Raw genomic sequence first — 26999 nt, 5'->3', positions numbered from 1 at the left:
TTCGTGGGCGTCGCCTGAGGGCGTCCCGCCGAACTTCCCCCTCGCCCGCCGGTCAGACCGCTCCAGCCCCCGTAAGGGCCCGTACCTCGGTTTCGGCGTGCTTGGCCTCGTCCGGCGGCTCCGCCGAGGTGACCGTGCCGAGCCAGCCCGCCAGGAAGCCGAGCGGGATCGACACCAGGCCCGGGTTCTCCAGCGGAAAGTACTGCAGGTCGACTCCCGGGAACAGCGACGCGGGGCTGCCCGTCACCACCGGAGACAGCACGACGAGCACCAGGGCCGGCACGAGGCCGCCGTACACGGACCACACCGCGCCGCGCGTCGTGAAGTTCCGCCAGAACAGCGAGTACAGCAGCACCGGCAGATTCGCCGACGCGGCGACGGCGAAGGCAAGCCCCACCAGGAAGGCCACGTTGAGGTCGCGCGCGAGCAGGCCCAGCGCGATGGCGACGACGCCGATGCCGACCGCGGCGGTCCGCGCCACGGCCACCTCGCTGCGCGGCTTCGCACGCCGTCGTCGCAGGGACGCGTACAGGTCATGGGCCACGGACGCCGAGGAGGCGAGCGTGATTCCGGCGACCACCGCGAGGATCGTGGCGAAGGCGATCGCGGCGACGATCGCGAACAGAACCGTTCCTCCGGTGGAACCGGCGCCACCGCCCAGGTCCAGCGCCAGCAGCGGAACCGCTGTGTTCCCGGCCGCGTTCGACCCGCGTACGGCATCGGGGCCGACGATCGCCGCCGCCCCGAAGCCCAGCACGATCGTCATCAGGTAGAACCCGCCGATCAGACCGATGGCCCAGACGACCGAGCGGCGTGCGGCTCGCGCGGTCGGCACGGTGTAGAAGCGCGACAGGATGTGCGGCAGCCCCGCCGTGCCCAGCACGAGCGCGAGGCCCAGGCTGATGAAGTCCAGGCGCGCGGTCCAGTCCCCGCCGTACCTCAGCCCCGGCGCGAGGAACGACTTCCCGTGCCCACTCCGATCCGCCGCCGTACGCAGCAACTGGTCGAAGTCCCCGTGGAACCGCACCAGAACGAGCACGGTCAGCGCGATCGCCCCGCCCATCAGCAGGACCGCCTTGACGATCTGGATCCACGTGGTGGCCCGCATCCCTCCCATCGACACATAGATGACCATCAGTGCCCCGACGCCGATGACCGTCCAAGCCTGCGCCGCCTCGCTCGTACCGCCCAGCAGCAGCGCGACCAGGCTGCCCGCACCCACCATCTGCGCCACCAGGTACAGAACGGACACGGTCACCGAGGATGTGCCCGCCGCGATCCGCACGGGTCGTTCGCTCATGCGGGCCGCGACGACGTCCGCGAGCGTGAACCGCCCGCAGTTGCGCACCAGTTCGGCGACGAGGAACAACACGACGAGCCAGGCGACGAGAAAGCCCACCGAGTACAGCAGCCCGTCATAGCCGAAGAGCGCGATCAGCCCCGAGATGCCGAGGAAGGACGCGGCGGACATGTAGTCGCCCGCGATGGCAAAACCATTCTCCATGGGCGAGAAGAGCCGTCCGCCCGCGTAGAACTCCTCCGCCGAACCATGCCGGTGGCGGCTCACCCAGGTCGTGATCCCCAGGGTGACCGCGACGAACACGCTGAACAGCAGCAGCGCCAACGTCTGATGGTTCCCGGTCACCGGTCACCACCCGCGACGCTTCGCGTCAGTTCCTGTGTGTCCCAACGCAGATCGAGTGCGGCGCGGTCTCTGCGCAGCCGGGCGTGCCGTGCGTACGCCCAGGTGAACAGGAACGTCGTGAGGAACTGCCCCAGCCCCGCGAGCATCGCCACGTTCACCGCACCGGCGACGGGCTGCGCCATGAAATCCGGAGCCGTCGTCGCCGTCACCACATAGCCCACGTACCAGGTGAAGAAGACGGCGACGGCCGGGACCACGAACCTCCGGTACCGGCTGCGCACCTCCTGGAAGGCCGCGCTGCGCTGCACCTCCAGATAGACGTCGGCCGCACGGGCGGTCCGGTCCTCCTGCTCTCCGCGCGCGGGCGGCACGGCGGGAGCGGGCGCACCCGTACTGTCCAACTCGCCCCAGCCGGAGGCGAGCGCGTCGTACCAGGGGTCGTCGAACCGGACCTTTCCGGAGTCGGGACCGTCGTACTTCTCCACCGAACTCTCCTTGTCCGCTGCCCGTTTCGGCCGCGTGCCCAAGGATGGACAGATCGGGAAGATCCCAGACTCTTCTCTCCGCGCTCTTCACCCCATCAGGTGACTCACCCCCCTGGTGGCCGCACAAGTCCCTTCCCGAAGGCGTAACGGACCGCCTGCGCACGGTCCTTGAGCCCCGTCTTGGCGAACAAGTTGTTGATGTGGGTCTTCACGGTGGCCGTCGAGACATGCAGCTTGCGGGCGATCTCCTGGTTGGTCAGACCGTCGGCGATCAGCACGAGCACCTCCGTCTCCCGCACGGTCAGCCCGTCCGGTGCCTCGGCGCCCTCCGCGGGAACGGCCGGTGCCGGCTCGGACAGCCGCTCCAGCAGGCGTCGTTGAATGCTCGGGGAGAGCCCTGCGTCCCCCGACAGCACACTCCGCACGGCCCGTACGATCTCGTCGCCGCCCGCGTCCTTGGTGAGATAGCCGCGGGCCCCGGCCCTGAGCGCGGGGAACAGCGAGGCGTCGTCCGCGTAGGTGGTGAGCACGACGACCTGTGTCCTGGGGTGTTCGGCCCGGATGCGTCTGGTCGCCTCCACTCCGTCGCAGCGGGGCATGCGCAGGTCCATCAGCACGACGTCCGGGTCGAGTTCGGCCACCAGCCGCACGGCCTCGTGCCCATCGGTGGCGGCCCCGACGACCTCGATCCCTGACAGCAGCCCGAGCAGCATCACGATGCCCTCACGCACCACGGTCTGATCGTCCGCCACAACGACACGGGCCGGTGCCCCGCCTTCCTCCTCCGTCATACAGGCACCTTCAGCGTCACCACGAACCCCTCCTCGTACGGCCCGGCCTCCAGCGAGCCACCCAGCAGTTCGGCCCGCTCCCGCATTCCGAGCAGACCGTATCCGGCACCGGAGTGTGTGAATTCACCCGGCGGCGCTCCCGAATCCCTCACGTTCAACATCACTTCGTGCTCGCCGTAGTCCAGGCGTATGCGGATCTTGGCCCCGGGTGCGTGCTTCCGGACGTTCGTCAGTGCTTCCTGGGCGACCCTGCGCACCGCCTGCGACGCCTCGGCCGACAACAGACGCCGTTCACCCGTGACGGTGACATCGGCGCCGTCGGTGTCGGCGACCAGTTCGCTCAGGAACTCCTCCAGCGGGGACAGTTCCCCGCGCAGCGCGGAGAGTGCCTGCCTGGTCTCGGCGAGGCCTTCGCGGGCCATTCCCCGTGCTGCCACGACCCGGTCGAGGATCTGGTCCCGCTCCGCTCCCTTCTCGATCAACAGCCGTGCCGCCTCCAGGTGCACGAGTTGCGCCGAGAGGCTGTGCGCCAGCACGTCATGGATCTCCCGTGCGATCCGGGCCCGCTCCGCGAGCGCCGCCGACTCCGCCTCGGCCGCCCGTGCGGCCCGCTCCTGGGCGAGGAGCCGCTGGGCGCTGCCCCGGGCCTCAGCGTCCAGCCGCAGCACGTATCCGGCCAGAGCAAGCCCCACGCTCGTGGCCAGGGTGGTCAGCCAGGCGTCGTTGTTCATGGCCGCGTACGTCCCCAGAGCCACGGCGCTTGCGGGCAGTGCCGCAGCGAGCGGCAGCCGTTCCATGGCGCTGACGGCGCAGACGCACCACACGACGAGGGCAGGAACCCGCAACCCCGCGCTCTCCGCCAGCGTCGCGACGGCGAAGAGCAGCACGAGCAAACCCAAGGAGGGAAGCAGGCGATGCTCGAGCGTGGCCCTCCAGAAACCCCAGACCCCGAGTCCGCAGACAAGGACTCCCAGAACAGCCCCTGCGACCCCCCAGCCGTGCAGGTCGCTGTCCGTGAAGGTCGTCACCAGGAGGACACCGACGGCGAAGATGCGCGCGACCCCGGCGAGCGCACGCCGGGCCCTGTGCACTCCCACTCGGGAGAGCGCCTCGCGGGAGGGCCAGAGCATCCAGACGTTGTCCGTCATACACGCTCCTTCCGCGAGGGCCGGGGCATGCCGTCACCGTACGCCGTGCTCTGCCGGCTCGCCGGGGGCAGTGTCTGTGCCCGCCGGACCATGATCCCGGAACGCACCAGCAGCGTCACCGCGAGTGCGAGGAGCAGGGCAGAGCTGTCCTGGCGCAGGCCGAGGGCGGCGCCGAGGCCGAACAAGCCCGCCCGCAGAGCTATCCCGACGGTCCAGACGAGGGCGCCGGCCTTGCTGCTCCTGCTCCACACCGTGCCGTCCGGTGTCCTCCACATCCGAGTGGTCCACGCCCAGCCGACGCCGGTGGCCAGGCCGATGAGGAGTTCGGTGCCGAGCAGGAGGACCGACAGCGTCCGGTGGTCGGGGTCGAGCAGGCCCGGTTCGCGCAGAGCCAGGAAGACCAGGACCGCGGGCACGACCCACCAGCTCCTGTCCGTCGTTATCCGACGGGTGCGGAACTGACGGGCGATCGCCAGGACGACAACGGCGAGGATCGCCAAGGCATCGACTAGCCCGGACATCGCGGCCTCCGTGTGCGAGGAAGAGCGGGTGTCGGCAGCGGGCGCTGTCGACGCCTTCGACGCTACGGAAAGGGGCAGGTCGGCAGATCGGAGCCAGGGTGGATCATGGGTGGATCCCGGAGGCGCCCCGTCTCCACCCGCGGGTGGAGACGCCCTCACGGACGTCCCCCTCTCCGCTGGCCCCGGAGGGCCCGGCGCCCGACGGGACCCCTCGCGGTCCCGACGGGCTCACTCGACCGTCTAGGCGTCGATGCGCGAGCGGTCCAGCGTCGCCGCGGAGCTGGAGATGAACTCCTTGCGCGGGGCGACGTCGTTGCCCATCAGCAGGTCGAACACCTGCTCGGAGGCCTCCAGGTCTGAGATGTTGATCCGGCGCAGCGTACGGAAGCGCGGGTCCATGGTCGTCTCGGCCAGCTGGTCGGCGTCCATCTCGCCGAGGCCCTTGTAGCGCTGGATCGAGTCCTTGTACCGCACGTTCTTGCGCTGGAGCTCCAGCACGGTCTCTCGCAGCTCGCGGTCCGAGTACGTGTAGATGTACTTGTCCTGGCCCTTCTTGGGCTGGCTGAGCTCGATGCGGTGCAGCGGCGGCACCGCCGCGAACACCCGCCCCGCCTCGACCATCGGCCGCATGTAGCGCTGGAAGAGCGTCAGCAGCAGGATGCGGATGTGCGCGCCGTCGACATCGGCGTCGACGAGAAGAATGATCTTCCCGTAGCGCGCCGCGTCGATGTCGAAGGTCCGGCCCGACCCCGCTCCTATGACCTGGATGATCGCGCCGCACTCGGCGTTCTTCAGCATGTCCGTGACGGACGCCTTCTGGACGTTGAGGATCTTTCCGCGGATCGGCAGCAGCGCCTGGAACTCGGAGTTCCGGGCGAGCTTGGCGGTGCCCAGCGCGGAGTCTCCCTCGACGATGAACAGCTCACTGCGGTCCACGTCGTCGCTGCGGCAGTCGGCGAGCTTGGCCGGCAGCGAGGAGGACTCCAGGGCCGTCTTCCTGCGCTGCGCGTCCTTGTGCTGACGGGCCGCGATGCGCGTGCGGGCGGCGGAGACCGCCTTCTCCATGACGACCCGGGCCTGCGCGGCGGCATCCCGCTTCGTGGAGGTCAGGAAGTCCTTGAGCTCCTTGGAGACCACGTTCGTCACGATCCGGCGGGCCGCCGACGTACCGAGGACCTCCTTGGTCTGACCCTCGAACTGCGGTTCGGCGAGGCGGACCGTGACAACAGCCGTGAGGCCTTCCAGGGCGTCGTCCTTGACGATGTCGTCCTCGGCGACGCGCAGCAGCTTCTTGGTGCGCAGCACCTCGTTCATCGTCTTGGCGACGGCCTGCTCGAAGCCCGCCACATGGGTGCCGCCCTTGGGAGTGGCGATGATGTTCACGAACGACTTCAGGGTCGTGTCGTAGCCCGTCCCCCAGCGCATCGCCACGTCGACGCCAAGTTCCCGGGTGACCTCGGTGGGCGTCATCTGCCCGTGGTCGTCCAGGACCGGGACCGTCTCCTTGAAGGTGCCCTGCCCGGAGAAGCGGAGGACATCGCAGACGGGCTTGTCGCTTGCCAGGTACTCGCAGAACTCGCTGATTCCGCCGTCGAAGCGGAAGGACTCCTCACCCTTGCTGCCGCCCTCGCCGAGCCCGAACTCGTCGCGGACGACGATGGTCAGGCCGGGCACCAGGAAGGCGGTCTGCCGGGCGCGCTGGTGCAGGTGCTCCAGGGAGAGCTTCGCGTCCTTGAGGAAGATCTGCCGGTCGGCCCAGTAGCGCACACGCGTGCCGGTGCGGGTCTTGGGGATCCTCTTGAGCTTGCGCAGCCCGGCCGACGCGTCAAAGGCGGCATCGGCCCCGTCCCCCTTGAACGCTCCAGGGGTGCCGCGGCGGAAGCTCACCTCATGGGTGTGGCCTCCGCGGTCCACCTGGACGTCCAGACGGGCCGAGAGCGCGTTCACCACGGAGGCGCCCACGCCGTGCAGGCCGCCGGAGGCCGCGTACGAGCCGCCGCCGAACTTGCCGCCGGCGTGCAGCTTGGTCATCACGACCTCGACGCCGGACATGCCGGTCTTGGGCTCGACGTCGACCGGGATGCCCCGGCCGTTGTCGCGCACCTCGACCGAGCCGTCGTCGTGAAGGGTCACGTCGATGTGGTCGCAGTAGCCTCCGAGGGCCTCGTCCACGGAGTTGTCGATGATCTCCCACAGGCAGTGCATCAGACCGCGGCTGTCGGTCGACCCGATGTACATACCCGGGCGCTTCCGCACGGCCTCGAGTCCCTCGAGGACGAGCAGGTGCCGCGCGGTGTAGTTGGAACCGTCCCGGTCTGCTCCGGTCAGCAGCGCTGTGGACGGCACGGACGTCTCGGCGGTCACGCGGTTCGCTCCTCGCTGAATTTCAGGTGTGGCCCTTTTGGGTAAGGGCCCGGCTTCGGTCGCCGCTCCGAGGGTACCGAGGCCTGGTAGAGCCGTTGTAACGCCACCCTCGTCCGAAACTCAGACTAGACCAGCGTCGCATGCTTGTTCGATCCCTCGTTGGAGTGAAGTACATATCACGTTCCCTTCCAGGCATGAACCATTTAGGCTCCGGGCACGTCCTCAAGAACAACCGGCAAGCCAGCCGGTGAGGACTGAACCTGACAGAGCGCGAACCCGTAAGACACGAAGACACGCAATACGGCTCATTCGCCGCCAACCGGCAGCAGACAGCCGACTCGGAAAGATTTTTTTCGAGGAAGAGCCACGAGCGGGAACGTTTTCGGCCTGGTTGGATGTTGACCCTGGTACGACAGCTCGTCGAGCTAGAGAAGAGGCGACGTGACTACTGTTCTGACCCCCGCGAGCCCGCTGACGGCCGCTGACCGCTGCGACCGTTGCGGCGCCCAGGCATATCTGCGCGTCGTCCTCCTCAGCGGTGGTGAGCTGCTCTTCTGTGCCCACCATGGGCGCAAGTTCGAGCCGGAACTCAAGAAGATCGCCGCTGAGATACAGGACGAGACGGAGCGGTTGACTGCCGCCCCGGCAAGCGCCAACGACGAAGAGCACTGACACTTCGCGCAGACGACGAGCCATCTCCGGCACAGGCCGGTGACCGGGCGGCCGCTCCTATCCAGGGGCGGCCGCCCGCGCTCGTGCTCCCTGAGGCCGTGAGGCCGCCCGCACCTGTCAGGGCCACAGAAGGGCCCTCAGCGGCCCGCTCCGAGCGTCCTGACGACCTCCGAGACCCGCGTGTAGACACCGGGGCTGCCGGGCCGCCCACAGCCGCTCCCCCACGACACGAGGCCGATCAGCCGGCCCTGAGCGACCAACGGCCCGCCACTGTCCCCCTGACAGGCGTCCCGGCCACCCTCCCTCTCCCCCGCGCACAGCATGGAAGCGGCCACGTACGTTCCGTCCGCGCTCCCCGGATAGGCCTCATCACAGAGCGCGTCGGGCAGTACCTGCACACGCGCGGCCCGCAGAGCGGTCGCGTAGTCGCCGCTCCCCGTGGTGTCGCCCCAGCCGTAGACCACTGCTCCGGGGCCGGGCTTGTACGCGGCGTCTCCGGTGCCCGCCATGGGGATGACCGCGCTCGCGGCGAGGGGCTCCGCGAGAGTGAGTACGGCGAAGTCTCCGGCGTTCGTGTAGCTGTCGTAGCGCGGGTTGATCCAGGTGTCGCGTACAGCGATCTCCCTGCCCTCGGCCGACAGCAGATCCCCGCGGCCCGCGATCACCTTCAGATCGAGAACCTGCCGTGGGGGTGCGCCCAGCACCTCCTTGCTCAGACAGTGGGCCGCGGTCAGCACCGTCGAGCGGCTGATCACCACACCCCCGCAGAACTGTCCGGCACGCGTACCCCCGAACCGGTCACGGCTGGACACGGCTACCGTCCAGGGACTCTCGGAGATCTCGACCGGGTAGCCGCCAATGATGACATCGGCCGTCGCGGGGGCCGGGCAGGCCAACGGTATGACGGCCGCCGTGGCCGCGACGGCCAGCGCTCGGGCAAAGGGACGAGGCATGCGCGCTCCTCACTCTGGGGTTGTCATGAGACACCCAGCGTGATCCAGATGGCGGCACTCCGCACTCCGCACAGACCGAGGGCCCGGCTCCCTGAGCGGGAAACCGGGCCCTCGGTGACGTACGGCCGAGACCTAGTCGAGGTAGTCGCGCAGCACCTGCGAGCGCGACGGATGACGCAGCTTCGACATCGTCTTGGACTCGATCTGGCGGATGCGCTCGCGCGTCACGCCGTACACCTTGCCGATCTCGTCGAGGGTCTTCGGCTGACCGTCGGTGAGACCGAAGCGCATCGAGACGACGCCGGCCTCGCGCTCGGACAGGGTGTCCAGGACCGAGTGCAGCTGCTCCTGGAGGAGCGTGAAGCTGACCGCGTCGGCCGGGACGACCGCCTCGGAGTCCTCGATGAGGTCACCGAACTCGCTGTCGCCGTCCTCACCCAGGGGGGTGTGGAGGGAGATCGGCTCACGGCCGTACTTCTGGACCTCGATGACCTTCTCCGGGGTCATGTCGAGTTCCTTGGCCAGCTCCTCCGGGGTGGGCTCGCGGCCCAGGTCCTGGAGCATCTGGCGCTGCACGCGCGCGAGCTTGTTGATGACCTCGACCATGTGCACCGGGATACGGATGGTGCGGGCCTGGTCGGCCATGGCGCGGGTGATCGCCTGACGGATCCACCACGTGGCATACGTCGAGAACTTGTAGCCCTTGGTGTAGTCAAACTTTTCCACCGCACGGATCAGACCGAGGTTGCCCTCCTGGATGAGGTCCAGGAAGAGCATGCCGCGGCCGGTGTAGCGCTTGGCCAGGGAGACCACCAGACGGAGGTTGGCCTCCAGGAGGTGGTTCTTGGCGCGGCGGCCGTCCTCGGCGATGATCTCCAGCTCGCGCTTGAGCTTCGGGGCGAGCTTGTCGGCGTTGGCCAGCTTGTCCTCGGCGAACAGACCGGCCTCGATGCGCTTGGCGAGCTCGACCTCCTGCTCGGCGTTGAGCAGCGGGACCTTGCCGATCTGCTTGAGGTAATCCTTGACGGGGTCGGCCGTGGCACCGGCCGCGGCGACCTGCTGCGCGGGCGCGTCGTCCTCGTCCTCGTCGGACAGGACGAAGCCCTGGGCGCCGTCCTCGGCGGGCTCCTCGCCACCGGCCTTGGCCGCACCGGGGGTCTCCTCGGCCGCCTCGTCGTCGACGATCTCGGCGTCGTCCTTCTTGGCGGTGGTCTTCTTCGCCGTCGCCTTCTTCGCGACGGTCTTCTTCGCTACGGCCTTCTTGGCCGTCGCCTTCTTGGCAGCGACCTTCTTCTCGGCTGCGTCCTCGGCGGAAGCGTCTGCGGCAGGCATCGCCGGGGCGGCGGTGGCGGTGGCCTTCTTGGCCGTCGCCGTCTTCGCCGCGACGGTCTTGGTGGCGGTGCGCTTGGCCGGACTCTTCGCTGCGACGCTCTTTCGGGTGCGCTTGGGCTCCGCGGCACTGACCATCAGCGTCACACCCTCTTCCTCGAGGATCTGGTTGAGGCTGCGCAGTACGTTCTTCCACTGAGTGGCCGGAATCTGGTCAGCTTCGAAGGCCCGACGCACGTCATCGCCGGCGATCTGCCCCTCAGCCTTTCCCCGCTCAATGAGCGCCATGACAGAGACGGACTCGGCGATCTCCGGCGGGAGCGTACGGGATGTGCTGGCCGACACGAACAACCTCTCGGAACGTTGGAAAACGGCTTCCGGCCCCGTCCGGTACGGACAGGAGCCGACGACCGCCGACTTGGGGATGGGCCGACGGCGCGGGCGAGGGCCGGGAAGAGTCACAGCGCCTTGAACGGCGTCTGTATTCCCTACTCGGCTGTCACCTCTTAGGTCATCGCGCTGCCCCGTGGAGCGTTACGCCCAATCTGCGTGGCCCGAGTCACACCCCGTAAGTGCTCAAAAGCTCCCAGATACGGTCAGAGGTGGTCAGCCGTCGACCTCAGTACCCCATCACACCGCCGGACCCCGCCGGATTCAGAAGCATCCAGGGGGTCCGGCGGCAGATGGTTCGCCGGCCAAGCGATGCCGCACGGGGCACCCGCCACCGACCGCGCCGCCCTCGGTGCGCGGTCAGTGCTCGCGCGGCGCGGGCACGACGCGCTCCACCTCGGGGTGGACGGTGAGCAGTTGGCGCATGGCGGTCTCGGCGGCCCCTCCGTCGCCGGCGGCGAGGGCGTCGACGATGCGGGCGTGGTGCCCGAGGGACGCCTCGGTCGGCCGGTCGCAGCCCGTGACCGGGTTGCCGGACACCTGGAGCGCGGCGGACACGATCCCGGAGAGATGCTCCAGCATGCGGTTGCCTGCGACCTGGATGAGCAGGGAGTGGAACTCCGCGTCGGCGCGCGAGAAGGTGAGCGCGTCACCCTGCGCCATGGAGTGGCCCATGATCTCGACCATGTCGGCGAGTCGCTGCTGCACCTCCTCCCGGCCGTGTCCGGCGGCGAGGCGGGCGGCGAGCGGTTCGATCGTCCAGCGCAGCTCGCTCAGCTCGCGGCGCTGGTCGTCGCGCTGCGGCCCGAAGGCCCGCCACTCGATGATGTCCGGGTCGAGGAGGTTCCAGTCGCTGACCGGACGTACGCGCGTGCCGACATTGGGACGGGCGCTGACCAGGCCCTTCGCCTCAAGAACGCGGAGCGACTCACGGACGACGGTACGGGAGACCTCGAATCGCTGGCCGATCTCCTCGGGCACCAGCGGGCGGTCCGCGCCCAGGTCGCCGGAGACGATCATCTGCCCCAGCTGCTGGACCAGTTGGCCATGCAGGCCACGGCCGCGGCTGCCGGCGGCACGTCGGCCCATGCGGCCCAGCTCCGGGTCCGTGCCGTCCCACACGGAGGCGCTGACGCGGTCTGCGCCGGGAACCTCCCCATAGGGGTAGCGGTCGAGTTCGCCCGGGCCGGCGAGGCCGGAGTCTGCGGAACGGGCGGCGGTCATCATGGTGTGCGCAAGGGTACTCACGGATCCTTTGTCGGCTCCGTCTCCAACTCCCTTGAGGTCTTTGGTGAAAAGCACACGAAAGGGTGATCGCTCACCCCGTCGCAATTGACGCCTTATCGGAAAGAAATGGGCGTTCTGCGTGGAGTTGCGCACATGAAGGGAACGCATGTGCACGGGCCGTCGTCATCGGACTCTGCTCCGTAGGGTGGTGAGCAGGTATGCGCAGAGCAGGGCACTGATCGACAACATCAGTGCGCCGCCGACGGGTTGGGCGATCACTCGCGCCACAGCACCCACATAGCGCTCGCCTCCGAACGGCCACTGCACCAGCACGAGCTCGCGCAGCCGGGTCGAGAACCCGGCGGCGGTCCGCACAGACGGTCCCTCCAGGACCTTCTGTACGAGCGGTACGACGAGGACCGGTACGGCCAGCACCGCCGCGAGTCCGGCGGTCGTCGACCGGAAGATGCCAGCCGCCAGGACACCAGCCCAGGCGCAGCCCACCACGAGACCGATCCAACTCACGCTCAGCGAAAGCCAGTCCTCGGGAACTCCCGTGAGCTCCCGTCCGTAGACGAGGTAGAGCAGTTCGGCGTCCACACCCACCGCGAGGAGGGCCAGCAGCAGCGCGGTGGCGGCGGCGACGACGAGTTTGGCGGCGAGCAGACCCAGGCGGCGGGGGACGTTCCCGCGATCGGCGGCCAGCGCGGGATGGCGGAACTCGTCACCGAAGGCGATGGCACCGAGCAGCCCCGCGCCGAGCGCCGCGGGCGGCAGAGGGAAATCCCGTGGCCACGCGGCGAGCAGACGCGGCTGCGGGGTGTGCCCCGCTCTGGCCAGGAGCAGGGAGATCAGAGCTGAGGCGAGGAGCACGGCGACCGCGGTGAGGTAACCGGTGGCGACCCCGGCCGCACGGCGCAGTTCGTAGCGCAGCGGCCGCAAGGGGCTGGAGCCCGGCCTGACGGTGATGGGCGGCGGCAGGGGAGACAGCTCGTTCGCGCCCTCCGCCTCCGCGGTGCGCACGGGCCGCTCGCCCTCCTGGGAGTCACCTCCCGGGTGCCGCGCGGGAACGGGCCCCATGTCGCCGATTTCATCCGCGAGTTGGTGTACGAGGATGCTGTGGCGGTAAGCGGTTTCGCCGATGTCGGCGCACGTGCTGCCGTACACGGAGAGGCGGTTGCCGTCCTCCCGTACGACCTCCACGGAGCGTCGCGCGGTGCGGGCCTCCTTGGTGAGCAGGGCGCTGAGCCGGGCGGCGTGCGGGCTGCGGACGGCGACGCGGGGCCGGAGACGGGTGCGGGCGAAGTCGGTGACGTCCTGGTCGGCGACGAGCCTGCCCTCCTCCAGCGTGACGACACGGTCGGCGGTCCGCGCGGCCTCCTTCGGGTCGCCCGTGGCGAACAGCACGGTGCCGCCCCCGGCGGCGTGGGCCCGCAGAATTCCGTGCAGCCAGCGACCCTCGCGCACGGAGAGCCCGTCGGCGGCGTCGTCGAGCACGAGCGTGTGCGGGTCGGACAGCAGTGCGCAGGCCAGACCGAGGCGACGGTCCATGCCCCGCGAGAGTGTGCTCAGACGTTGGTCGCGCAGGCTGACCAGGCCCACCACCTCAAGGACGTCGTCGGCGCGCCGGGCCGGCACGCCTGTCGCGGCGCACAGCATGCGGAGTTGACCGCGGACCGTGCGTGCCGGGTGGCCGGGGACCTCTCCGAGGAGCACGCCGACCTCGCGCGAGGGATGGGCGATGCGATGCAGCGGGCGGCCTCTGAAGTAGGTGATTCCGCGGCCCTGTTGGAGTTCGAGCATGAGCCTGAGCGCCGTCGTCTTGCCCGCTCCCGGGGCTCCGAGGAGCGCTGTGACGCGGCCCGCGGGCACCTCGAAGGAGACGTCGTCGACGGCGGGGGGAAGCTCCTTGCGGGCGTTGCTGGTCAGTCCGATGGCCTGGATCACCCAAAGCAAGATAGCGCGATATGTACGGTTTTTCGGGCATCTTGAGCGCGCTGGACGGCATGCCCCGTCCCCGTCCGGCCACTTGGCCTGACTGCGAATCTCGGGGTGACCTCAGGTCTCGGCACGAATCTCGGGGCCATGCCCGGTCTCGGCACGAATTCTCCAGGCCGCGCCCGTCTCGGCACTGTCCGGTCTCGGCAACACTCCAGGAGCGGCGTCAGACCTCGGGGCGGAGCATCGGCGGGTTGAGCAGCGTGGCGCCGCCCGCGCGGAACAGCTGGGCCGGGCGGCCGCCCTGGCGGGTCGTCGTACCGCCCGTGGGGACGAGGAATCCCGGGGTGCCGGTCACCTTGCGGTGGAAGTTACGGGGGTCGAGCGCCACGCCCCACACCGCCTCGTACACCCGGCGCAGTTCACCGACCGTGAACTCCGGCGGGCAGAAGGCGGTCGCCAGCGACGAGTACTCGATCTTCGAGCGGGCGCGCTCCACACCGTCCGCCAGGATCTGTGCGTGGTCGAAGGCCAGCGGCGCGGCCTGTTCGCCGTCGCGGCCGTAGCCGCCCCGCTGAAGCAGTTCCTCGACGGGGGCCCAGCGCGCGCTGTTCGCGTCTCCGCCGGCCCTGGGCGCCGGCAGATCGGGGGCGAGCGCGAGGTGGGCGACGCTGACGACCCTCATCCGCGGGTCACGCTTCGGGTCCCCATAGGTGGCGAGCTGCTCCAGGTGCGCGCCGTTGGCCTGGGCGGGGGCGGCCGGGTCATGGGCGCAGAGCCCGGTCTCCTCACCCAGTTCCCGCGCCGCCGCCTGCGCCAGGTCCTCGTCCGGCCGTACGAAGCCGCCGGGCAGCGCCCACCGCCCCTGAAAGGGCGGCTCACCCCTCCGTACCGCCAACGCGCACAGGGCATGGCGACGCACGGTCAGCACGACCAGGTCAACGGTGACGGCAAACGGCGGGAAGGCTGACGGGTCGTAGGGCATGTCGCGATCATAGTCGTCTGCCTGACGATAAACACTCCCTTCGTCGGTCGCTTCAGTGGCTGATCCACTGCTCTCCGGAATGGGCACCGGGGACACCACCGACCCGCCCCTCGTCGGCTTCCGCCCGCTCACACTCCCAGCTGGAGCCCGTCGGCAGCCTCCTCGACCATGGCGAGGCCGAGCCTGCTGACGCGTACGGAGAAGGGGGCACCCGCGACGCGCAGGCCGGTCAGCCCGATCTCGCCCAGGGGCGCGCCACGGACCGGCCGCAGCGTCACCGTCCCGGCAGGGGCGTCCGGACGGATTCCGGCGAGGGTGGTGAGCAGAAGGACCCCTGCGGCCGCGGCCGTGGCCGCGGGCCGGCAGGCCGCCGGATGCGGCAGCGGGGCACCGCCTTCCGTGCGCTGCTCCCCCGCGTACATCTCCGGCAGCCGGTGCCCGAAGGCCTCTGCCGCCGACAGCACACCCCTCAGCAGTGAACTCGCCTCCCTTTCGTAGCCCGCCGCGGCCAGTCCCGCGACGGCGACAGCCGTCTCGTGGACACGCACGGCCCCGCCTCGATGCCCGAACGGGTTGTACGCCACCTCCTTCGCGCCGAGGCTGCGCAGTCCCCAGCCCGAGTCCATGGCGGGCCCGCCGAGCAGCCGTGCCAGCTGTTCCGTCTGTACCTTGTCGAGCAGCCCCTGGGCCGGGGTGCCCACGCCGAGCAGCCCGGTGTCGAGGAGGTGCACGCCGGCCGCGCCGAGGTGCGGCACGATCCGTCCGTCCGGCAGGCGGGCCGCGGCCGGTCTGCCGCCTCCCCTGTCCTCGATCCAGAAGTCCTCCTGGAACGCGGCTCTCATTTCGCGAGCCCACCCCCGCAACTCGGGGCCGCCTCCCCTGCCGTACGCGTCGAGGAGATCGGCGCCCAGCAGCGCGGCCCGGTGGGCGTGCGCCTGGGTCTCGCAGCGCCACGGTCCGCCGGGGCGCGGGTCGGACAGATACGTGCCGTCGCCGACCGCCGTCCGCAGCCACTGCAGGCAGCGCTCGGCCACAGGGAGCAGTTCCTCTGTCTCCTGTTCAGGGAGCCCCCAGCGCCTGGCTTCCGCGAGCACGACGGGGAACAGGAGGGTCGCCTCTTCACCCGTGCAGCTCGGTGGCAGGTGTGTACCGGCGTGCCGTCGCGGCCCGGGGAGCAGTCCGGATCGCGGCCCCGCGCCCACCAGTTGGGTGCGTGCGAGGGTGCGCAGGGTGCCCGCGGCGAGCCGCGTGCCCAGCGGCAGGGTCATGCGCGCCGCCGCCAGCGCATCGGCCGGTGCCATGCCGCAGCGCCAAGGCGCACCGGCCGCGAGGTGGTTGTCGGACGGATTCGCGGGGTCACGCAGCAACAGGGCCTGGAGGTCCTCGATGCTGGTGCGCAGGAGCGCCTCGACTCTTGGGTCGTCGCTCACGGCCCGTGCGGGGGCAAGCGGACTCGTGGCAGCGCGGGCGACGACCCGGATGGGACCTGCACCGGTCGGCCGCACTCTCAGCTCCACGCTTCGGGTGTCGCCGGGTGGCAGTTCGAGCTCCCATCGGAGCAGCCCCGCGGAGGCCAGCGCGTCCGAGGGCGGCGGGTTGGCCGTAACGACGGAGTGCCCGGTGGCGCAGGACCACCGCATGCCCGAGTCGTGAACGCTGGCAGGCAGCTCGGGACCGGCCCGCCCTGAGGCGACCGCGCCCAGTTCCGCCAGGTCCGTGCCGAGCGACACCTCGACGGGCAGGCGCAGATGGCGGTGGGCCGCGCTGCGCAGAGTGATCCGCTCCGTGCCGTCCGCGTATCGCATCCGCTCGACGATGACATCCGGGTCGGGGCCGCCATCGGCGAACAGACTCAGTGTCGCCACGAAACGGGCCTGGTCGGCCGCGATCATCCGGGCCTGGATCGGGAGAGGCTCCCGCCCCGCAACGCGCAGTCGGCATCGGGAGAGCATGCGTCGGCCCGCGCGGTAGAAGCCCTCCAGTCCCTGCCCGGTCAGCTGGCCGTCCTCCGTGGAGACAGCAAGCCCGGGCAGCGCAACGCAGATCAGCGCGTTGTGCGCGGGAGGCAGATTCGCCGTCGGGTGCGGCAGGGACAGGGGTGCCTTCGGAGTTGTGGCACCTCCGGGGGTTATGGGGAGCTGTGCGGGCCTGCGGAGCAGAGGGTGGTTGTCGTGCTGAGTGGAGGACTGGGTGGGCAGGGGCATGGGGCGGCTTCTTCTGTGCTCCGTGCGCTGAGTGCGCACTCAGCGGCGTGTGAGGGGCTCCGGAAGGGCGGGTTCGATGCGATGGCACGGCCCGGCCGCGGGCTGCGCCACTCAGGTGAACGGAACGGGCCTGTCCCGGGTCACGCCCCGGTTCACGGAAGCCGACCGATTGGCGGTGAGCCGAGGGCTCCGGGGTGCGGTCGCGGCTGCTCCCCGGAGCGGGGTGGGCGCGTGCGTGCGCGGGCTGCCCTGACGTCACGCTTGGGTACGTGCGGCCGAGAGCCGGAGCGAGGCCGGTCTGGGGGCGGCATACGCGGAGGACCCCGCTCTGGGGGTGGCACATGTGCCGACCGGCTGTCGCCTGCGGGAGGTCCCGGTCAGGAGCTCCGGCCGGGAAGGGCCGCAGGCAGAGAACGACGGGGGCGAGTGGCACAACAACCGCTTCGTCGCCTTCGCCGCGTCCGGCGGCCCGGAACCGGGCAACGCCCTCCGCCTCGCGGAGCGCCACTCCACTCGCCTTCGGCGGGCCGCTCGGACCGCGTGCGCCTTCCGGCCGACGCCTCGGGTCGGACGCACTTCCCGGGACCCGACCACGCACCCCACTCCGCATCCCCCAAGTCCGGCAGACCCCCACACCAACCCGAGCCCTGCCAGCCCCCAAGCCATCACCCGCAGCAGCCAGGGCGACCATCCGGACCGAGTCGGCCAAATCGTTCGGCGCCGCTCCCCCACCCTCATGTCTCGCCTTGCTTTGCCCCATGCCGACCGCCCCCTCGTCGGGACCGGGCACCATCGCCCGTACCGTCACCTGCCCCGGTGGGTGCTTCCGACGCCGCGGAGCCGCCGGCGCCGGCCCGGGGACGGCGTGCGCCCACGGTCCCTGAGGCCCGGGAACCCGGTCGGCTCACCGCGCTCCCCGCCGATCGCGGCTTGCGTCGGCGACGGGAAGCCACCCGGGTCGACGGTGTCGAGGCGGGCCCGGACGGTCCGCCGGCGTCGACCGGCGACTCCGTGGGCTCCGAGGGCTCCGAGGACTCCGAGGACTCCGAGGACACGATCACCTCCGCGTCGGCACGAGCCACACGTTCCTTGCGGAGGCAGCGGCGAATCGACTCCGGGTCCAGTCCCTCGTTGCACGCCTGGTGGAGAAGGCGGGCGAACAGGTATCCCGGATCCGCTCCGAGGGCCATTGCCAGGGCTTCGCGAGCCTCCAGCTCGTCACCGGAGGACCAAGCGACCCATCCCACGAGGGTGAGCGGCGCCGCGGCATGCTCGCCGTACGGGCCGACACAGCGTCGGGCGAGAGCCCGCCAGAGACGAAGGGCGGGGCCGGCCTCGTCGCCCTCCATCCACTCCGCCGCCCGGTCGCGCGTCGCACGGTCCTGGAGGCCGAGAATCAAGGTGGCTGCCTCGTCGTGGCGCAGGAGTTCGTCGTCCCGGAGATCCGCCGACAGGGCGCCGGACACACCTGCGGCACCGGACACAGCAGATGCAGCAGACACACCGGAAACACCCGGCGCACCCGCCGCAGACGTGGTGTCGGCGAATCGGCGCATGACCCGATGAGCCAGGTCCAAGGTCTCGGTCGCCACAGCTGTGCGGCTCTCGTCGTCCAGGATTCGGGGGATCAGCGCCATGCTCACCGCGTTGAGCGCGGACTCCTGCTCCAGTGCGGCCGCGGTCTCCCACGGAATGAGCCTCGCCCTGAACTCCCGCAGGGATCCCCGAATCTGAAGGCCGGCGTAGGTGGCTGCGGCGGCCAGCACAGACGTGCCGGGCAGCCCCATGGGTGTCCCGTCGGACGGGCAGCACTGCTCACTGGGGCAGCAGTACGACCAGAAGCGGCCGTCCGAGATGCACAGGGCCTCGATCACGGGCACGTCCAGGGCACCACAGGCCGTGCGCAGCAACTGCGCGAGTGGGCGCAGTCGTTCCATGACTTCCCGGGCCGACTCTCCGTCCTTGGGGTCCTGGCAGAGGAAGGCGACCATGCTCTCGGGCAGCGCGCCCCTGCGTTCGCTGCCCTTCACTAGTCCATCGGTCAGCTGGCGGGCGACGGACGCCCAGTCGTCCGCGTTGCCCGGGATGCCGAGCCGGGCCCGTCCGCCGAACCTGCCGCGCCCGTCCCTGTCGTGCAGGGCGGCGAGCACGATGCTGTCCTCGGGCCGGTATCCGAGCAGGTATGGGAGCGCGTCTGCCAGTTCGGCGGGAGTGCGGAGTGTGACCTGATGCTCGGCGAACGGGACTCCGGACGCGCCGTGTGCGGGGCCGACACGGCTCTCACCTCCACGGCCCACACCCCGTGCACCCGGTCCCGAGCCGTGCCCTCCGCTCCCCGAACCATGTACTCCGTTCGCCGAACCGCGCCCACCGCTACCTGAACTGTCCACACCGTGCTCTGAGCCCTGTCCGCCACGCGCTGAGCCATGCCCGCCACGCCCTGCCCCACGTCCGTCACCGACTTCGCCCTGCCCTTCCAACCCCTCGCGCTCGCCACGCTCGCCGCATCCGCTCATGTCACCGTCGCCGAGATTCCCGGCTGCTTCGCTGTGATTCGTCATGCCGTGACCATCCCGCGGATCCCGGCGTTCCGCTTTGACCTGTGGATAACCACGGCCATGATCACGTCAGAACTTGTCCACAGGCTGACCGCCTCATTCGCGTGATGTCCGACCCATCGGGTTGCATGGGGTCATGAGCAACGCAGAGCTGCGCACCGCGGCCGACATCGTCCTCGCCCGCCTCGTCGGCGCCCCGGCGGGTGACGCCCGGCTGCGCGAGGACCAGTGGCGCGCCATCGAGGCACTGGTGGCCGACAAGCGCAGAGCCCTGGTCGTGCAGCGCACCGGCTGGGGCAAGTCCGCCGTGTACTTCGTGGCGACGGCGCTGCTGAGGGAGCAGGGCGCGGGTCCCACCGTCATCGTCTCCCCGCTCCTGGCCCTCATGCGCAACCAGGTGGAGGCGGCCGCGCGCGCCGGCATCCGGGCGCGGACCATCAACTCGTCCAACACCGAGGAATGGGACACGATCCAGGACGAGGTGGCCGCGGGCGAGGTGGACGTCCTCCTGGTGAGCCCCGAGCGGCTCAACAATCCGGACTTCCGCGATCAGGTGCTGCCCAAGCTCGCCGCCGCGACCGGCCTCCTCGTGGTCGACGAAGCACACTGCATCTCCGACTGGGGCCACGACTTCCGGCCGGACTACCGTCGGCTGCGCACGATGCTCGCGGATCTGCCGCCGGGCGTCCCGGTCCTCGCCACCACCGCCACGGCCAACGCGCGCGTGACGGCCGATGTCGCCGAGCAGCTGGGCACAGGTGGCAGCACGGACGCTCTCGTCCTGCGCGGCCCGCTGGACCGGGAGAGCCTGAGCCTCGGTGTGCTGCAACTGCCGGACGCCGCACACCGGATGGCCTGGCTGGCCGAGCATCTGGGCGAGCTGCCCGGCTCCGGAATCATCTACACGCTCACGGTGGCCGCGGCCGAGGAGGTCACCGCGTTCCTTCGCCAGTGCGGGCACACAGTGGCCTCGTACACCGGGAAGACGGAGAACGCGGACCGGCAGCAGGCCGAGGAGGATCTGCTCGCCAACCGCGTCAAGGCCCTCGTGGCCACGTCGGCGCTGGGCATGGGATTCGACAAGCCCGACCTCGGGTTCGTGGTGCACCTGGGGTCGCCGTCCTCCCCCATCGCGTACTACCAGCAGGTCGGCCGTGCGGGGCGCGGCGTGGAACATGCCGAGGTGCTGCTCCTGCCGGGCAAGGAGGACCAGGCGATCTGGCAGTACTTCGCGTCGATCGCCTTTCCTCCGGAGGAGCAGGTCCGGCGCACCCTGGACGTCCTCGCCCAGGCCGGTCGGCCGCTGTCGCTGCCCGCGCTCGAACCCTTGGTGGAGCTGCGCAGGTCACGTCTGGAGACGATGCTCAAGGTCCTGGACGTGGACGGCGCGGTGCACCGCGTCAAGGGCGGCTGGATCTCCACGGGCGACCCGTGGACGTACGACACCGAGCGCTATGCCTGGGTCGCCAAACAGCGTGCGGCCGAGCAACAGGCGATGCGCGACTACGTGACGACGACCGGCTGCCGGATGGAGTTCCTGCGGCGCCAGCTGGACGACGAGGGAGCCACTCCGTGCGGTCGCTGCGACATGTGCGCGGGTCCCCGGTTCACCGACGCCGTGTCCTCGTCGTCCCTGGACTCCGCGCGTGGTGAGCTGGGCCGGGCGGGTGTCGAGGTCGAGCCCCGGAAGATGTGGCCGACGGGCCTGCCTGCGGTCGGTGTCGACCTGAAGGGGCGCATTCCGGCCGGTGAACAGGCCGCGTCCGGGCGGGCGTTGGGACGGCTCTCGGACATCGGCTGGGGCAACCGGCTGCGGCCGATGCTCTCGCCCCAGGCCCCTGACGAGCCCGTTCCGGACGATGTGGCGAAGGCCGTGGTCGGTGTGCTGGCCGACTGGGCGAAGGGTCCCGGCGGCTGGGCTTCGGGGAGCCCCGACGCCCAGCCTCGCCCCGTCGGTGTCGTCACCATGGCCTCGCACGGCCGACCGCGCCTGATCCAGTCGCTGGGCGCCCGGATCGCCGAGGTCGGACGCCTGCCCCGGCTGGGTTCCATCGAGTACGCCCCGGGAGCCGGGGCGGCGCAGGTCTCCAGGAGCAACAGCGCGCAGCGGTTGAAGGCCCTCGACGGGGCGCTCGTGGTGCCGCCCGGTCTGGCCGACACGCTGGCCCAGGCCAAGGGACCCGTCCTGCTCGTGGACGACTCGACCGAGACCGGCTGGACACTGGCGGTGGCCGCACGTCTGCTCCGGCGGGCCGGTGCACAGGGGGTGTTGCCGCTGGTCCTTGCCGTGCAAGGGTGATCCAGGCGTGACAGAGCAGGTTACGGGCAGGGATATATGAGGCGGATCACCGGATAACGGTCGGTGGCCCCAATTGCTCGTTGCCGCAACCAAGTTCGACAGGAAGAATTGGCCTCGCGCCCCGCGCGGTCCTTTCAGGGCCGCCCGTTCGGGCTGTGTCGCGGTGCGCTCCCCCAAGTCCGACCCCCGCCCGTTGTATGGGCGCGTAGCCGAAGGGAGGACCGTGACCTTCGGATTCGCTCCGTCCTCGGCGGCATCGATGTCGACGTCCGCCACTTCCGCCAACTCACTCGCCCGGATGCTCGAACCCGCCGAATGGGCCGCCGCGGGGATTCCGCTGCTGCGCAATCCCCGGGAAATCGTCAGCGGGCTGCACTCCCGGCATCGGCCCGGGCCGGACACCGCGATCGTCGCCGTCCTCGATCCGGACGAACGGCTCAGGGCCAGCGCCTCGTTCGTCCGGCGGCCGGCCCCTGCGGACGGCTGGATGTTCCGCAACGCGCTGCTCGCGCAGCTGCGCCGGGTCATCCCGCACGACCTGCGGCGCCGCACCCCGGTGCGTACGGCCGTCCTGCTCTACTGCCGTGAGGGCGACGGGCGATGGACGGAGGAGGACGGGGCGTGGATGTGGGGGTTGCGGGACGCCTGCACGCTGCACGGGCTGCGTTGCGGGGCGTACATCACGCTGACGCGTGGGGGCTGGCAGGTTCTCGGCGAAGGACGCGGCGGACGTCGGCCGAGCGCGGACTCGAAGCCGGAGTCCCTGGACGCCCTCGCCGCGGTCGAGGCCATTCAGCCACGCACCGGTGGCTCGGCCTCGGAGGTGCTGCGCCGCGCGGCGGCCCGCTGAGGCGGAGCCCGCGACCGCCGCACGCGGCACTGGTCGGCCGTTCGTCCGGCAGACCCTCAGCACTGGCCCCACCGACCGCCGCGTAGCCACGGAGGACCACCGGCCTCGCTGAGGCAGGACGGGCAGACGGCCACAACACCGGTCGGCCGAAGACTGCAGAAGACTGCAAGGGAACCGAAGACCGCGAGGCAGAGGCCAACCCGGTGCCCCGAACCCGCACAAGGGCACACGTACAAACCCTCAACACGTACAGACCTTCAGCGCATACAAGGGCTCAGCGCGCACGGGAGGGGCACCCCGTACAAGAGCTCACCCAAGTGACGACACCGAGGCGCCCACACACACCCTCGAACCCGCACGGTCCCCTCGTACACACGCGGCGCGCTCGTACACACACGGCGCGCTCGTACACGCGCGGTGCTCGTACACGTGCGACAACAACGCCGAACGGCCCCGCCGACCACGCAGCCCCTGACAGCCGCGCCGCGGCGGCCGGCACGTCCCCCCGTACCGGCACACGTCGAACCGTCCGCCGTGCTCATGCCACCGCAGCCTGGGCCGCAGTGGCACTCCACCCCCCGAGTACCCCCAGAAGAACGGGGGTCTCAGACCCCCGCGCCCAGCACCGAGTTGATCTGCTGCGGATCCCCGCAGACGATCAGCAGGGTGCCGGCTCGGCCGAGAGCCAGCGGCAGGGCGGTGGCGGCAGTGGCGTCGGCTCCGCCGTTCACGGCGACGACGACCACGGGCCGGGACGCGGCACGACCGAGGGCGGACGCGTCGGCGTAGAAGACGTCGTCTCCCGCGTCGTGCTGGGCCCAGTAGGCGGCCTCGCCGAACGAGAGCTCGTGCGCGGCCCACGGGTGCGGTTCGCCGGTGGTGATCACCAGAACCTCACCGGGGACGCGGCCCGAGTCAAGGAGCAGGTCGACCGCTTCCTCGGCCGCGTCCAGCGCGCCCTCGGCCGAGGCCGGGATCAGCTGGATCTGCGGAGTCGAGGGGGCGGTGGGGGCCGCCGGGGCGGATGGCCCCGGCTTGGCCACGGCCGTGTCGCGCGGCGTGCGTTGCACCGGCGGCGCAGGCCGGACAGGACCCGGACGGCCAGGACGCGGCGGAGCCGCGGGACGGGGTCCGGGTACGGGACGGGGGGTCGGCGCGGTACGGCCGGCGGCCGGAGTGGCGCGGGGACCCTGGGCACTCTCGTGAATCTGAGGCTCCTCGGGAATGAGAGGCATGAGCTGATTTTTATCAAACGCCGGTGCGAGTCGCCTCGGCGGGTGGCACATGAGTGCGAGCGGAACCGTCAGAAATCGAAGCCGAGCTGCCCTTCGATCTCCGGAACGCTTCCATCCGCCCAGCTGCGGACCTTCTTGAGGTGCCGCCACTGGGGCAGCGCATCAAGATACGCCCACGTCATCCGGTGGTACGGGGTGGGGCCCCGCATCTCCAGCGCGGCCTTGTGTACCGGTGACGGATACCCGGCGTTGGCCGCAAAACCGAAGTCTGCATGGTCGATACCCAGTTCGGCCATCATTTTGTCGCGCTGCACCTTGGCGATCACCGAGGCCGCCGCGACGGCGACGCAGGACTGGTCGCCCTTGATCACCGTACGGACCCGCCAGGGATCCCCGAGGTAGTCGTGCTTCCCGTCGAGGATGACCGCGTCGGGACGCACCGGCAGGGCTTCGAGGGCACGGCAGGCGGCCAGTCGCAGCGCAGCCGTCATCCCCATGTCGTCGATCTCCTCCGGAGAGGCGTGCCCGAGGGCGTACGACGTCACCCAGTTCGCCAGTATCTCGGCGAGCGCGGTGCGCCTCTTGACGGTCAGGAGTTTGGAGTCGGTGAGGCCTTCGGGCGGGCGGCGCAGGCCCGTGATCGCCGCGCAGACGGTGACCGGGCCGGCCCAGGCGCCTCGGCCCACCTCGTCGACACCGGCGATGACCTTCGCTCCGGTCGTGGCGCGCAGGGAGCGCTCGACAGTGTGGGTTGGTGGTTCGTACGGCATGGCGCCCTCAGCCTACGCCGCTCGGAACCCCACGCGACACCCAGGTTTCCCCAGGCAACCTCGGCGCTCCGGCCCCACGGTCACAGAGACCGCTCACTCACTCGTCGGCCGCAGCAGCGGAACCATGAGCCGGTCGATCATCTCCTCGATGTCCCGCTCGCTCCATTCGCTCGCGCACACCTTGGACCGGTACATCATCATCGCCGGAATGACGTCGAAGACATACGAGTTCGCCGCGTCGGGCCGCACCTCTCCCCGCTGGATTCCACGGTCGACGACCTCACCGAGCAGCCGGATGGTCGGCTCCACGGCACCTCCGAAGATCACCTCCTGGAAGCGCTGGGCCTGCGATGCGTCACATTCGTGAATCACCGAGCGCAGTGCGAACCCGGGGCGCGAGAACATCGCCTCGCGCGCGCGGCGGCACAGCTCCAGCAGGTCGTCCCGCACGCTCCCCATGTCGGGCACGTCCTCGAACGGCGGCAGCCCCGCCTGGAGTGCGTCCGCGACCAGATCCTCCTTCGACGGCCAGCGGCGGTAGACCGCGGCCTTGCCGGTCTGGGCGCCGGCGGCGACGCCCTCCATCGTGAGTCCGTTCCAGCCGACCGTACTGAGCTGATCCAGCGCGGCTTCGAGGATCGCACGTTCGAGTACGGCACCACGGCGGCGCGGGGAGGCCGCCTGAGCGGAGGCGGCCGTCCAACTCGAAGTAACCATGAGCGTGTCTCCGTCTGAGCGGGCAAGCGGCACGCACGCACGCGCGTGCAGACGTGCCGTGCGGACCGGGGGTCCGCAAGCGGTCAAGTAACGCAAAGCGGCAGCGACTTCAGTGAACGCTTGCGTTCACTGTCGGGGACTCACTACCGTTTGACGCGGCAGTGAACGCGAGCGTTCACTAAGGCACTCGTGGGGGACTTGATAGTGACAACCTCTCCATTGACCAAGGAACCGAAGCCAGGAGCGGCCCGCCGGGAGGGGCATCCCGGCATCGCGCTCACCGTCATCGCGGCCTGCCAACTCATGGTGGTACTCGACGCGACGATTGTGAACATAGCCCTCCCGCACATTCAAAACGCGCTCGAGTTCTCCACCACCGACCTCACCTGGGTCGTCAGCGCGTACACACTCACCTTCGGCGGTCTGCTGCTGCTCGGCGGCCGGGCCGGTGACATCCTCGGCCGTCGCCGGGTCTTCATGACCGGCATCCTGCTCTTCACGCTTGCCTCGCTGCTCGGCGGATTCGCCCAGGAGCCCTGGCAGTTGCTGGCCGCACGCGCCCTCCAGGGTGTCGGTGGGGCGATCGCGTCACCGACCTCGCTGGCACTGATCACCACGACGTTTCCCGAAGGGCCCGAGCGCAACAGGGCGTTCGGAGTCTTCGCCGCGGTCTCGGCAGGCGGCGGCGCGATCGGTCTGCTGGCCGGCGGCATGCTCACCGAGTGGCTCGACTGGCGCTGGGTGCTCTTCGTCAACGTACCCATCGGTGTGCTGATCGCCGTGCTCGCGCCGCTCTACATCAGCGAGTCCGAACGGCATCCGGGGCGCTTCGACATCGCGGGCGCGCTGACCTCGACGGCCGGTATGGCTTCGCTCGTCTACGGCTTCATCCGGGCCGCGGAAGAGGGCTGGCGTGACAGCCTCACCATCGGGTCCTTCGGCGCGGCTGTGGTCCTACTGGCCGCCTTCGCGCTGGTCGAGTCCCGGGCGAAGGAACCGATCACACCGCTGCGGATGTTCGCCGACCGCAACCGCTCCGGTACGTACGTGATCATGTTGAGCCTGGCCGCGGCGATGTTCGGCATGTTCTTCTTCATCGTTCTCTTCGTGCAGAACGTGTTGAGCTACACGCCGATCGAGGCAGGCCTGGCCTTCCTCCCCGTGACGGTCGCGATCGCCGTCGGTGCGGGTCTGTCGCAGCGGTTCCTGCCGGTGCTCGGCCCGAAGCCGTTCATGATCGTCGGCTCGGCCCTCGTCGCACTCGGGCTCGGCTGGCTGACCTTCATGGACCCCGGGAGTACGTACGTCGGCGGGGTGCTCGGTCCGATGCTGCTGTTCGCCTTCGGCATGGGTCTGAACTTCGTGACGCTGACCCTGACAGCGGTCTCCGGGGTCGCCGTGCACGAGGCGGGAGCGGCATCCGGCCTGCTCAACGCCACGCAGCAGGTGGGCGGTTCGCTCGGCCTCTCCATCCTGACCACGGTCTTCGGCACGGCCAGCCGTGACGAGGCGGAGAAGCAGGTAGCGGACTTCATGGCCACCGCCTCGGCCGAACAGAAGGCGGAGTTCGCCAAGACCCAGCAGCTGCCTGCTCCCTGGAGCCACGAGGTGCTGTCCCAGGGGATCTCCACGGCCTTCATCCCGGCCGTCGCGATGGCGGTGCTCGCCCTGGCCGTCGCCGCGTTGGTGATCCGGGTCCGCAAGAGCGACCTCGACGCCCTGGCGGGCACGGCAGGGGCCGGACCCGCCGCGGGCTGAGCGACACGACAAGGCCGGGCCGCCGTCCCCAGGACGGCGGCCCGGCCTTGTCGTTCGTACGCGTCCGACGTCGTGGATCACTGCTCGCACGGATCGGAGACCGAACATCCCTGTTCGTACGGGCCTGTCAACGAGGATTCCTCGCAGGCTGGTACGCAGG

21 protein-coding genes are annotated in these 26999 nt (G+C 70.3%); 5 read left to right on the top strand and 16 right to left on the bottom strand.

Going from position 1 to position 26999, the window contains the following annotated elements; genetic code table 11:
* Positions 1 to 52: 52 nt before the first annotated feature.
* The 6 genes from ACZ5VQ_RS39970 to ACZ5VQ_RS39945 all read right to left on the bottom strand — a co-directional run bounded on the left by ACZ5VQ_RS39970 (position 53) and on the right by ACZ5VQ_RS39945 (position 6954).
* Positions 53 to 1645 carry a solute symporter family protein gene (locus ACZ5VQ_RS39970; RefSeq protein ID WP_307520947.1) on the bottom strand — a complete coding sequence of 531 codons (1593 nt, stop codon included), beginning with the start codon at positions 1643 to 1645 and terminating at the stop codon, positions 53 to 55.
* A complete protein-coding gene (locus ACZ5VQ_RS39965) occupies positions 1642 to 2130 on the bottom strand; it encodes a DUF485 domain-containing protein (protein WP_362079383.1) in 489 nt (162 codons plus the stop codon). The genes ACZ5VQ_RS39970 and ACZ5VQ_RS39965 overlap by 4 nt, the downstream gene beginning before the upstream one ends.
* A 104-nt stretch (positions 2131 to 2234) precedes the next feature.
* Positions 2235 to 2921, bottom strand: coding sequence for a response regulator transcription factor (locus ACZ5VQ_RS39960; protein ID WP_469109296.1), 687 nt, complete (start codon positions 2919 to 2921; stop codon positions 2235 to 2237).
* Positions 2918 to 4069, bottom strand: coding sequence for a sensor histidine kinase (locus ACZ5VQ_RS39955; RefSeq protein ID WP_469109295.1), 1152 nt, complete (start codon positions 4067 to 4069; stop codon positions 2918 to 2920). The genes ACZ5VQ_RS39960 and ACZ5VQ_RS39955 overlap by 4 nt, the downstream gene beginning before the upstream one ends.
* Complete coding sequence (locus ACZ5VQ_RS39950) at positions 4066 to 4590, bottom strand: DUF1453 domain-containing protein (protein WP_469109294.1); 525 nt, start codon at positions 4588 to 4590, stop codon at positions 4066 to 4068. The genes ACZ5VQ_RS39955 and ACZ5VQ_RS39950 overlap by 4 nt, the downstream gene beginning before the upstream one ends.
* A gap of 240 nt (positions 4591 to 4830) precedes the next feature.
* On the bottom strand, positions 4831 to 6954 hold the full coding sequence (locus ACZ5VQ_RS39945) for a DNA gyrase/topoisomerase IV subunit B (RefSeq protein ID WP_269648658.1): 2124 nt from the start codon (positions 6952 to 6954) through the stop codon (positions 4831 to 4833).
* Positions 6955 to 7395: 441 nt separating this feature from the next.
* Here ACZ5VQ_RS39945 and ACZ5VQ_RS39940 point away from each other — a divergent pair, with 441 nt between their 5' ends.
* A complete protein-coding gene (locus ACZ5VQ_RS39940; RefSeq protein ID WP_055513118.1) occupies positions 7396 to 7626 on the top strand; it encodes a DUF7455 domain-containing protein in 231 nt (76 codons plus the stop codon).
* Between the two features lie 137 nt (positions 7627 to 7763).
* On the opposite strand, the gene ACZ5VQ_RS39935 is transcribed toward ACZ5VQ_RS39940, so the two are convergent.
* The 7 genes from ACZ5VQ_RS39935 to ACZ5VQ_RS39905 form a co-directional block, all read right to left on the bottom strand.
* Positions 7764 to 8579 carry a S1 family serine peptidase gene (locus ACZ5VQ_RS39935; RefSeq protein WP_469109293.1) on the bottom strand — a complete coding sequence of 272 codons (816 nt, stop codon included), beginning with the start codon at positions 8577 to 8579 and terminating at the stop codon, positions 7764 to 7766.
* A gap of 132 nt (positions 8580 to 8711) precedes the next feature.
* Positions 8712 to 10259, bottom strand: a complete 1548-nt coding sequence (locus ACZ5VQ_RS39930) for an RNA polymerase sigma factor (RefSeq protein ID WP_362079365.1) — start codon at positions 10257 to 10259, stop codon at positions 8712 to 8714.
* 399 nt (positions 10260 to 10658) lie between these two features.
* Positions 10659 to 11546, bottom strand: a complete 888-nt coding sequence (locus tag ACZ5VQ_RS39925) for a FadR/GntR family transcriptional regulator (RefSeq protein WP_469109292.1) — start codon at positions 11544 to 11546, stop codon at positions 10659 to 10661.
* Between the two features lie 162 nt (positions 11547 to 11708).
* Positions 11709 to 13472: an ABC transporter ATP-binding protein gene (locus ACZ5VQ_RS39920; protein ID WP_469109291.1), complete on the bottom strand. Its 1764-nt coding sequence runs from the start codon at positions 13470 to 13472 to the stop codon at positions 11709 to 11711.
* 217 nt (positions 13473 to 13689) lie between these two features.
* A complete protein-coding gene (locus tag ACZ5VQ_RS39915; RefSeq protein ID WP_200395482.1) occupies positions 13690 to 14448 on the bottom strand; it encodes an NUDIX hydrolase in 759 nt (252 codons plus the stop codon).
* A gap of 128 nt (positions 14449 to 14576) precedes the next feature.
* On the bottom strand, positions 14577 to 16652 hold the full coding sequence (locus ACZ5VQ_RS39910) for a glycogen debranching N-terminal domain-containing protein (protein ID WP_469109290.1): 2076 nt from the start codon (positions 16650 to 16652) through the stop codon (positions 14577 to 14579).
* 734 nt (positions 16653 to 17386) lie between these two features.
* Entirely contained in the window at positions 17387 to 19168 is a 1782-nt protein-coding gene (locus tag ACZ5VQ_RS39905) for a DUF4192 domain-containing protein (RefSeq protein WP_469109350.1), read from the bottom strand.
* Between ACZ5VQ_RS39905 and ACZ5VQ_RS39900 the strand changes: the two genes are divergently transcribed.
* From ACZ5VQ_RS39900 to ACZ5VQ_RS39890, 3 genes are all read left to right on the top strand, one after another.
* On the top strand, positions 19079 to 19318 hold the full coding sequence (locus ACZ5VQ_RS39900; RefSeq protein ID WP_469109354.1) for a hypothetical protein: 240 nt from the start codon (positions 19079 to 19081) through the stop codon (positions 19316 to 19318). The two genes, ACZ5VQ_RS39905 and ACZ5VQ_RS39900, sit on opposite strands and share 90 nt — an antisense overlap.
* 28 nt (positions 19319 to 19346) lie before the next feature.
* A complete protein-coding gene (locus ACZ5VQ_RS39895) occupies positions 19347 to 21509 on the top strand; it encodes a RecQ family ATP-dependent DNA helicase (protein WP_469109289.1) in 2163 nt (720 codons plus the stop codon).
* 223 nt (positions 21510 to 21732) lie between these two features.
* Positions 21733 to 22359, top strand: a complete 627-nt coding sequence (locus tag ACZ5VQ_RS39890; protein WP_469109288.1) for a hypothetical protein — start codon at positions 21733 to 21735, stop codon at positions 22357 to 22359.
* 605 nt (positions 22360 to 22964) lie between these two features.
* Here ACZ5VQ_RS39890 and ACZ5VQ_RS39885 read toward each other — a convergent pair.
* The 3 genes from ACZ5VQ_RS39885 to ACZ5VQ_RS39875 all read right to left on the bottom strand — a co-directional run bounded on the left by ACZ5VQ_RS39885 (position 22965) and on the right by ACZ5VQ_RS39875 (position 25081).
* A complete protein-coding gene (locus ACZ5VQ_RS39885) occupies positions 22965 to 23594 on the bottom strand; it encodes a hypothetical protein (RefSeq protein WP_469109287.1) in 630 nt (209 codons plus the stop codon).
* Positions 23595 to 23662: 68 nt separating this feature from the next.
* Entirely contained in the window at positions 23663 to 24364 is a 702-nt protein-coding gene (locus ACZ5VQ_RS39880) for a ribonuclease HII (RefSeq protein WP_469109286.1), read from the bottom strand.
* A gap of 93 nt (positions 24365 to 24457) precedes the next feature.
* Positions 24458 to 25081: a TetR/AcrR family transcriptional regulator gene (locus ACZ5VQ_RS39875; protein ID WP_469109285.1), complete on the bottom strand. Its 624-nt coding sequence runs from the start codon at positions 25079 to 25081 to the stop codon at positions 24458 to 24460.
* Between the two features lie 204 nt (positions 25082 to 25285).
* Between ACZ5VQ_RS39875 and ACZ5VQ_RS39870 the strand changes: the two genes are divergently transcribed.
* A complete protein-coding gene (locus ACZ5VQ_RS39870) occupies positions 25286 to 26839 on the top strand; it encodes an MFS transporter (RefSeq protein WP_469109284.1) in 1554 nt (517 codons plus the stop codon).
* Positions 26840 to 26999 lie beyond the last annotated feature (160 nt).

Source organism: Streptomyces sp. NPDC033178 (assembly GCF_055577685.1).
Note: the sequence above shows the minus strand (reverse complement) of the source record. Positions and strands in the feature narration are given on the sequence as shown.

Excerpts from the sequence above, each read along its gene's own strand:
- ACZ5VQ_RS39895 (WP_469109289.1), top strand. The coding sequence starts at position 19,347 with ATGAGCAACGCAGAGCTGCGCACCGCGGCCGACATCGTCCTCGCCCGC.
- ACZ5VQ_RS39935 (WP_469109293.1), bottom strand. The coding sequence starts at position 8,579 with ATGCCTCGTCCCTTTGCCCGAGCGCTGGCCGTCGCGGCCACGGCGGCC.
- ACZ5VQ_RS39905 (WP_469109350.1), bottom strand. The coding sequence starts at position 19,168 with ATGAGCGGATGCGGCGAGCGTGGCGAGCGCGAGGGGTTGGAAGGGCAG.
- ACZ5VQ_RS39875 (WP_469109285.1), bottom strand. The coding sequence starts at position 25,081 with ATGGTTACTTCGAGTTGGACGGCCGCCTCCGCTCAGGCGGCCTCCCCG.
- ACZ5VQ_RS39955 (WP_469109295.1), bottom strand. The coding sequence starts at position 4,069 with ATGACGGACAACGTCTGGATGCTCTGGCCCTCCCGCGAGGCGCTCTCC.
- ACZ5VQ_RS39960 (WP_469109296.1), bottom strand. The coding sequence starts at position 2,921 with ATGACGGAGGAGGAAGGCGGGGCACCGGCCCGTGTCGTTGTGGCGGAC.
- ACZ5VQ_RS39900 (WP_469109354.1), top strand. The coding sequence starts at position 19,079 with ATGCCCGCCACGCCCTGCCCCACGTCCGTCACCGACTTCGCCCTGCCC.
- ACZ5VQ_RS39885 (WP_469109287.1), bottom strand. The coding sequence starts at position 23,594 with ATGCCTCTCATTCCCGAGGAGCCTCAGATTCACGAGAGTGCCCAGGGT.
- ACZ5VQ_RS39880 (WP_469109286.1), bottom strand. The coding sequence starts at position 24,364 with ATGCCGTACGAACCACCAACCCACACTGTCGAGCGCTCCCTGCGCGCC.
- ACZ5VQ_RS39910 (WP_469109290.1), bottom strand. The coding sequence starts at position 16,652 with ATGCCCCTGCCCACCCAGTCCTCCACTCAGCACGACAACCACCCTCTG.
- ACZ5VQ_RS39950 (WP_469109294.1), bottom strand. The coding sequence starts at position 4,590 with ATGTCCGGGCTAGTCGATGCCTTGGCGATCCTCGCCGTTGTCGTCCTG.
- ACZ5VQ_RS39915 (WP_200395482.1), bottom strand. The coding sequence starts at position 14,448 with ATGCCCTACGACCCGTCAGCCTTCCCGCCGTTTGCCGTCACCGTTGAC.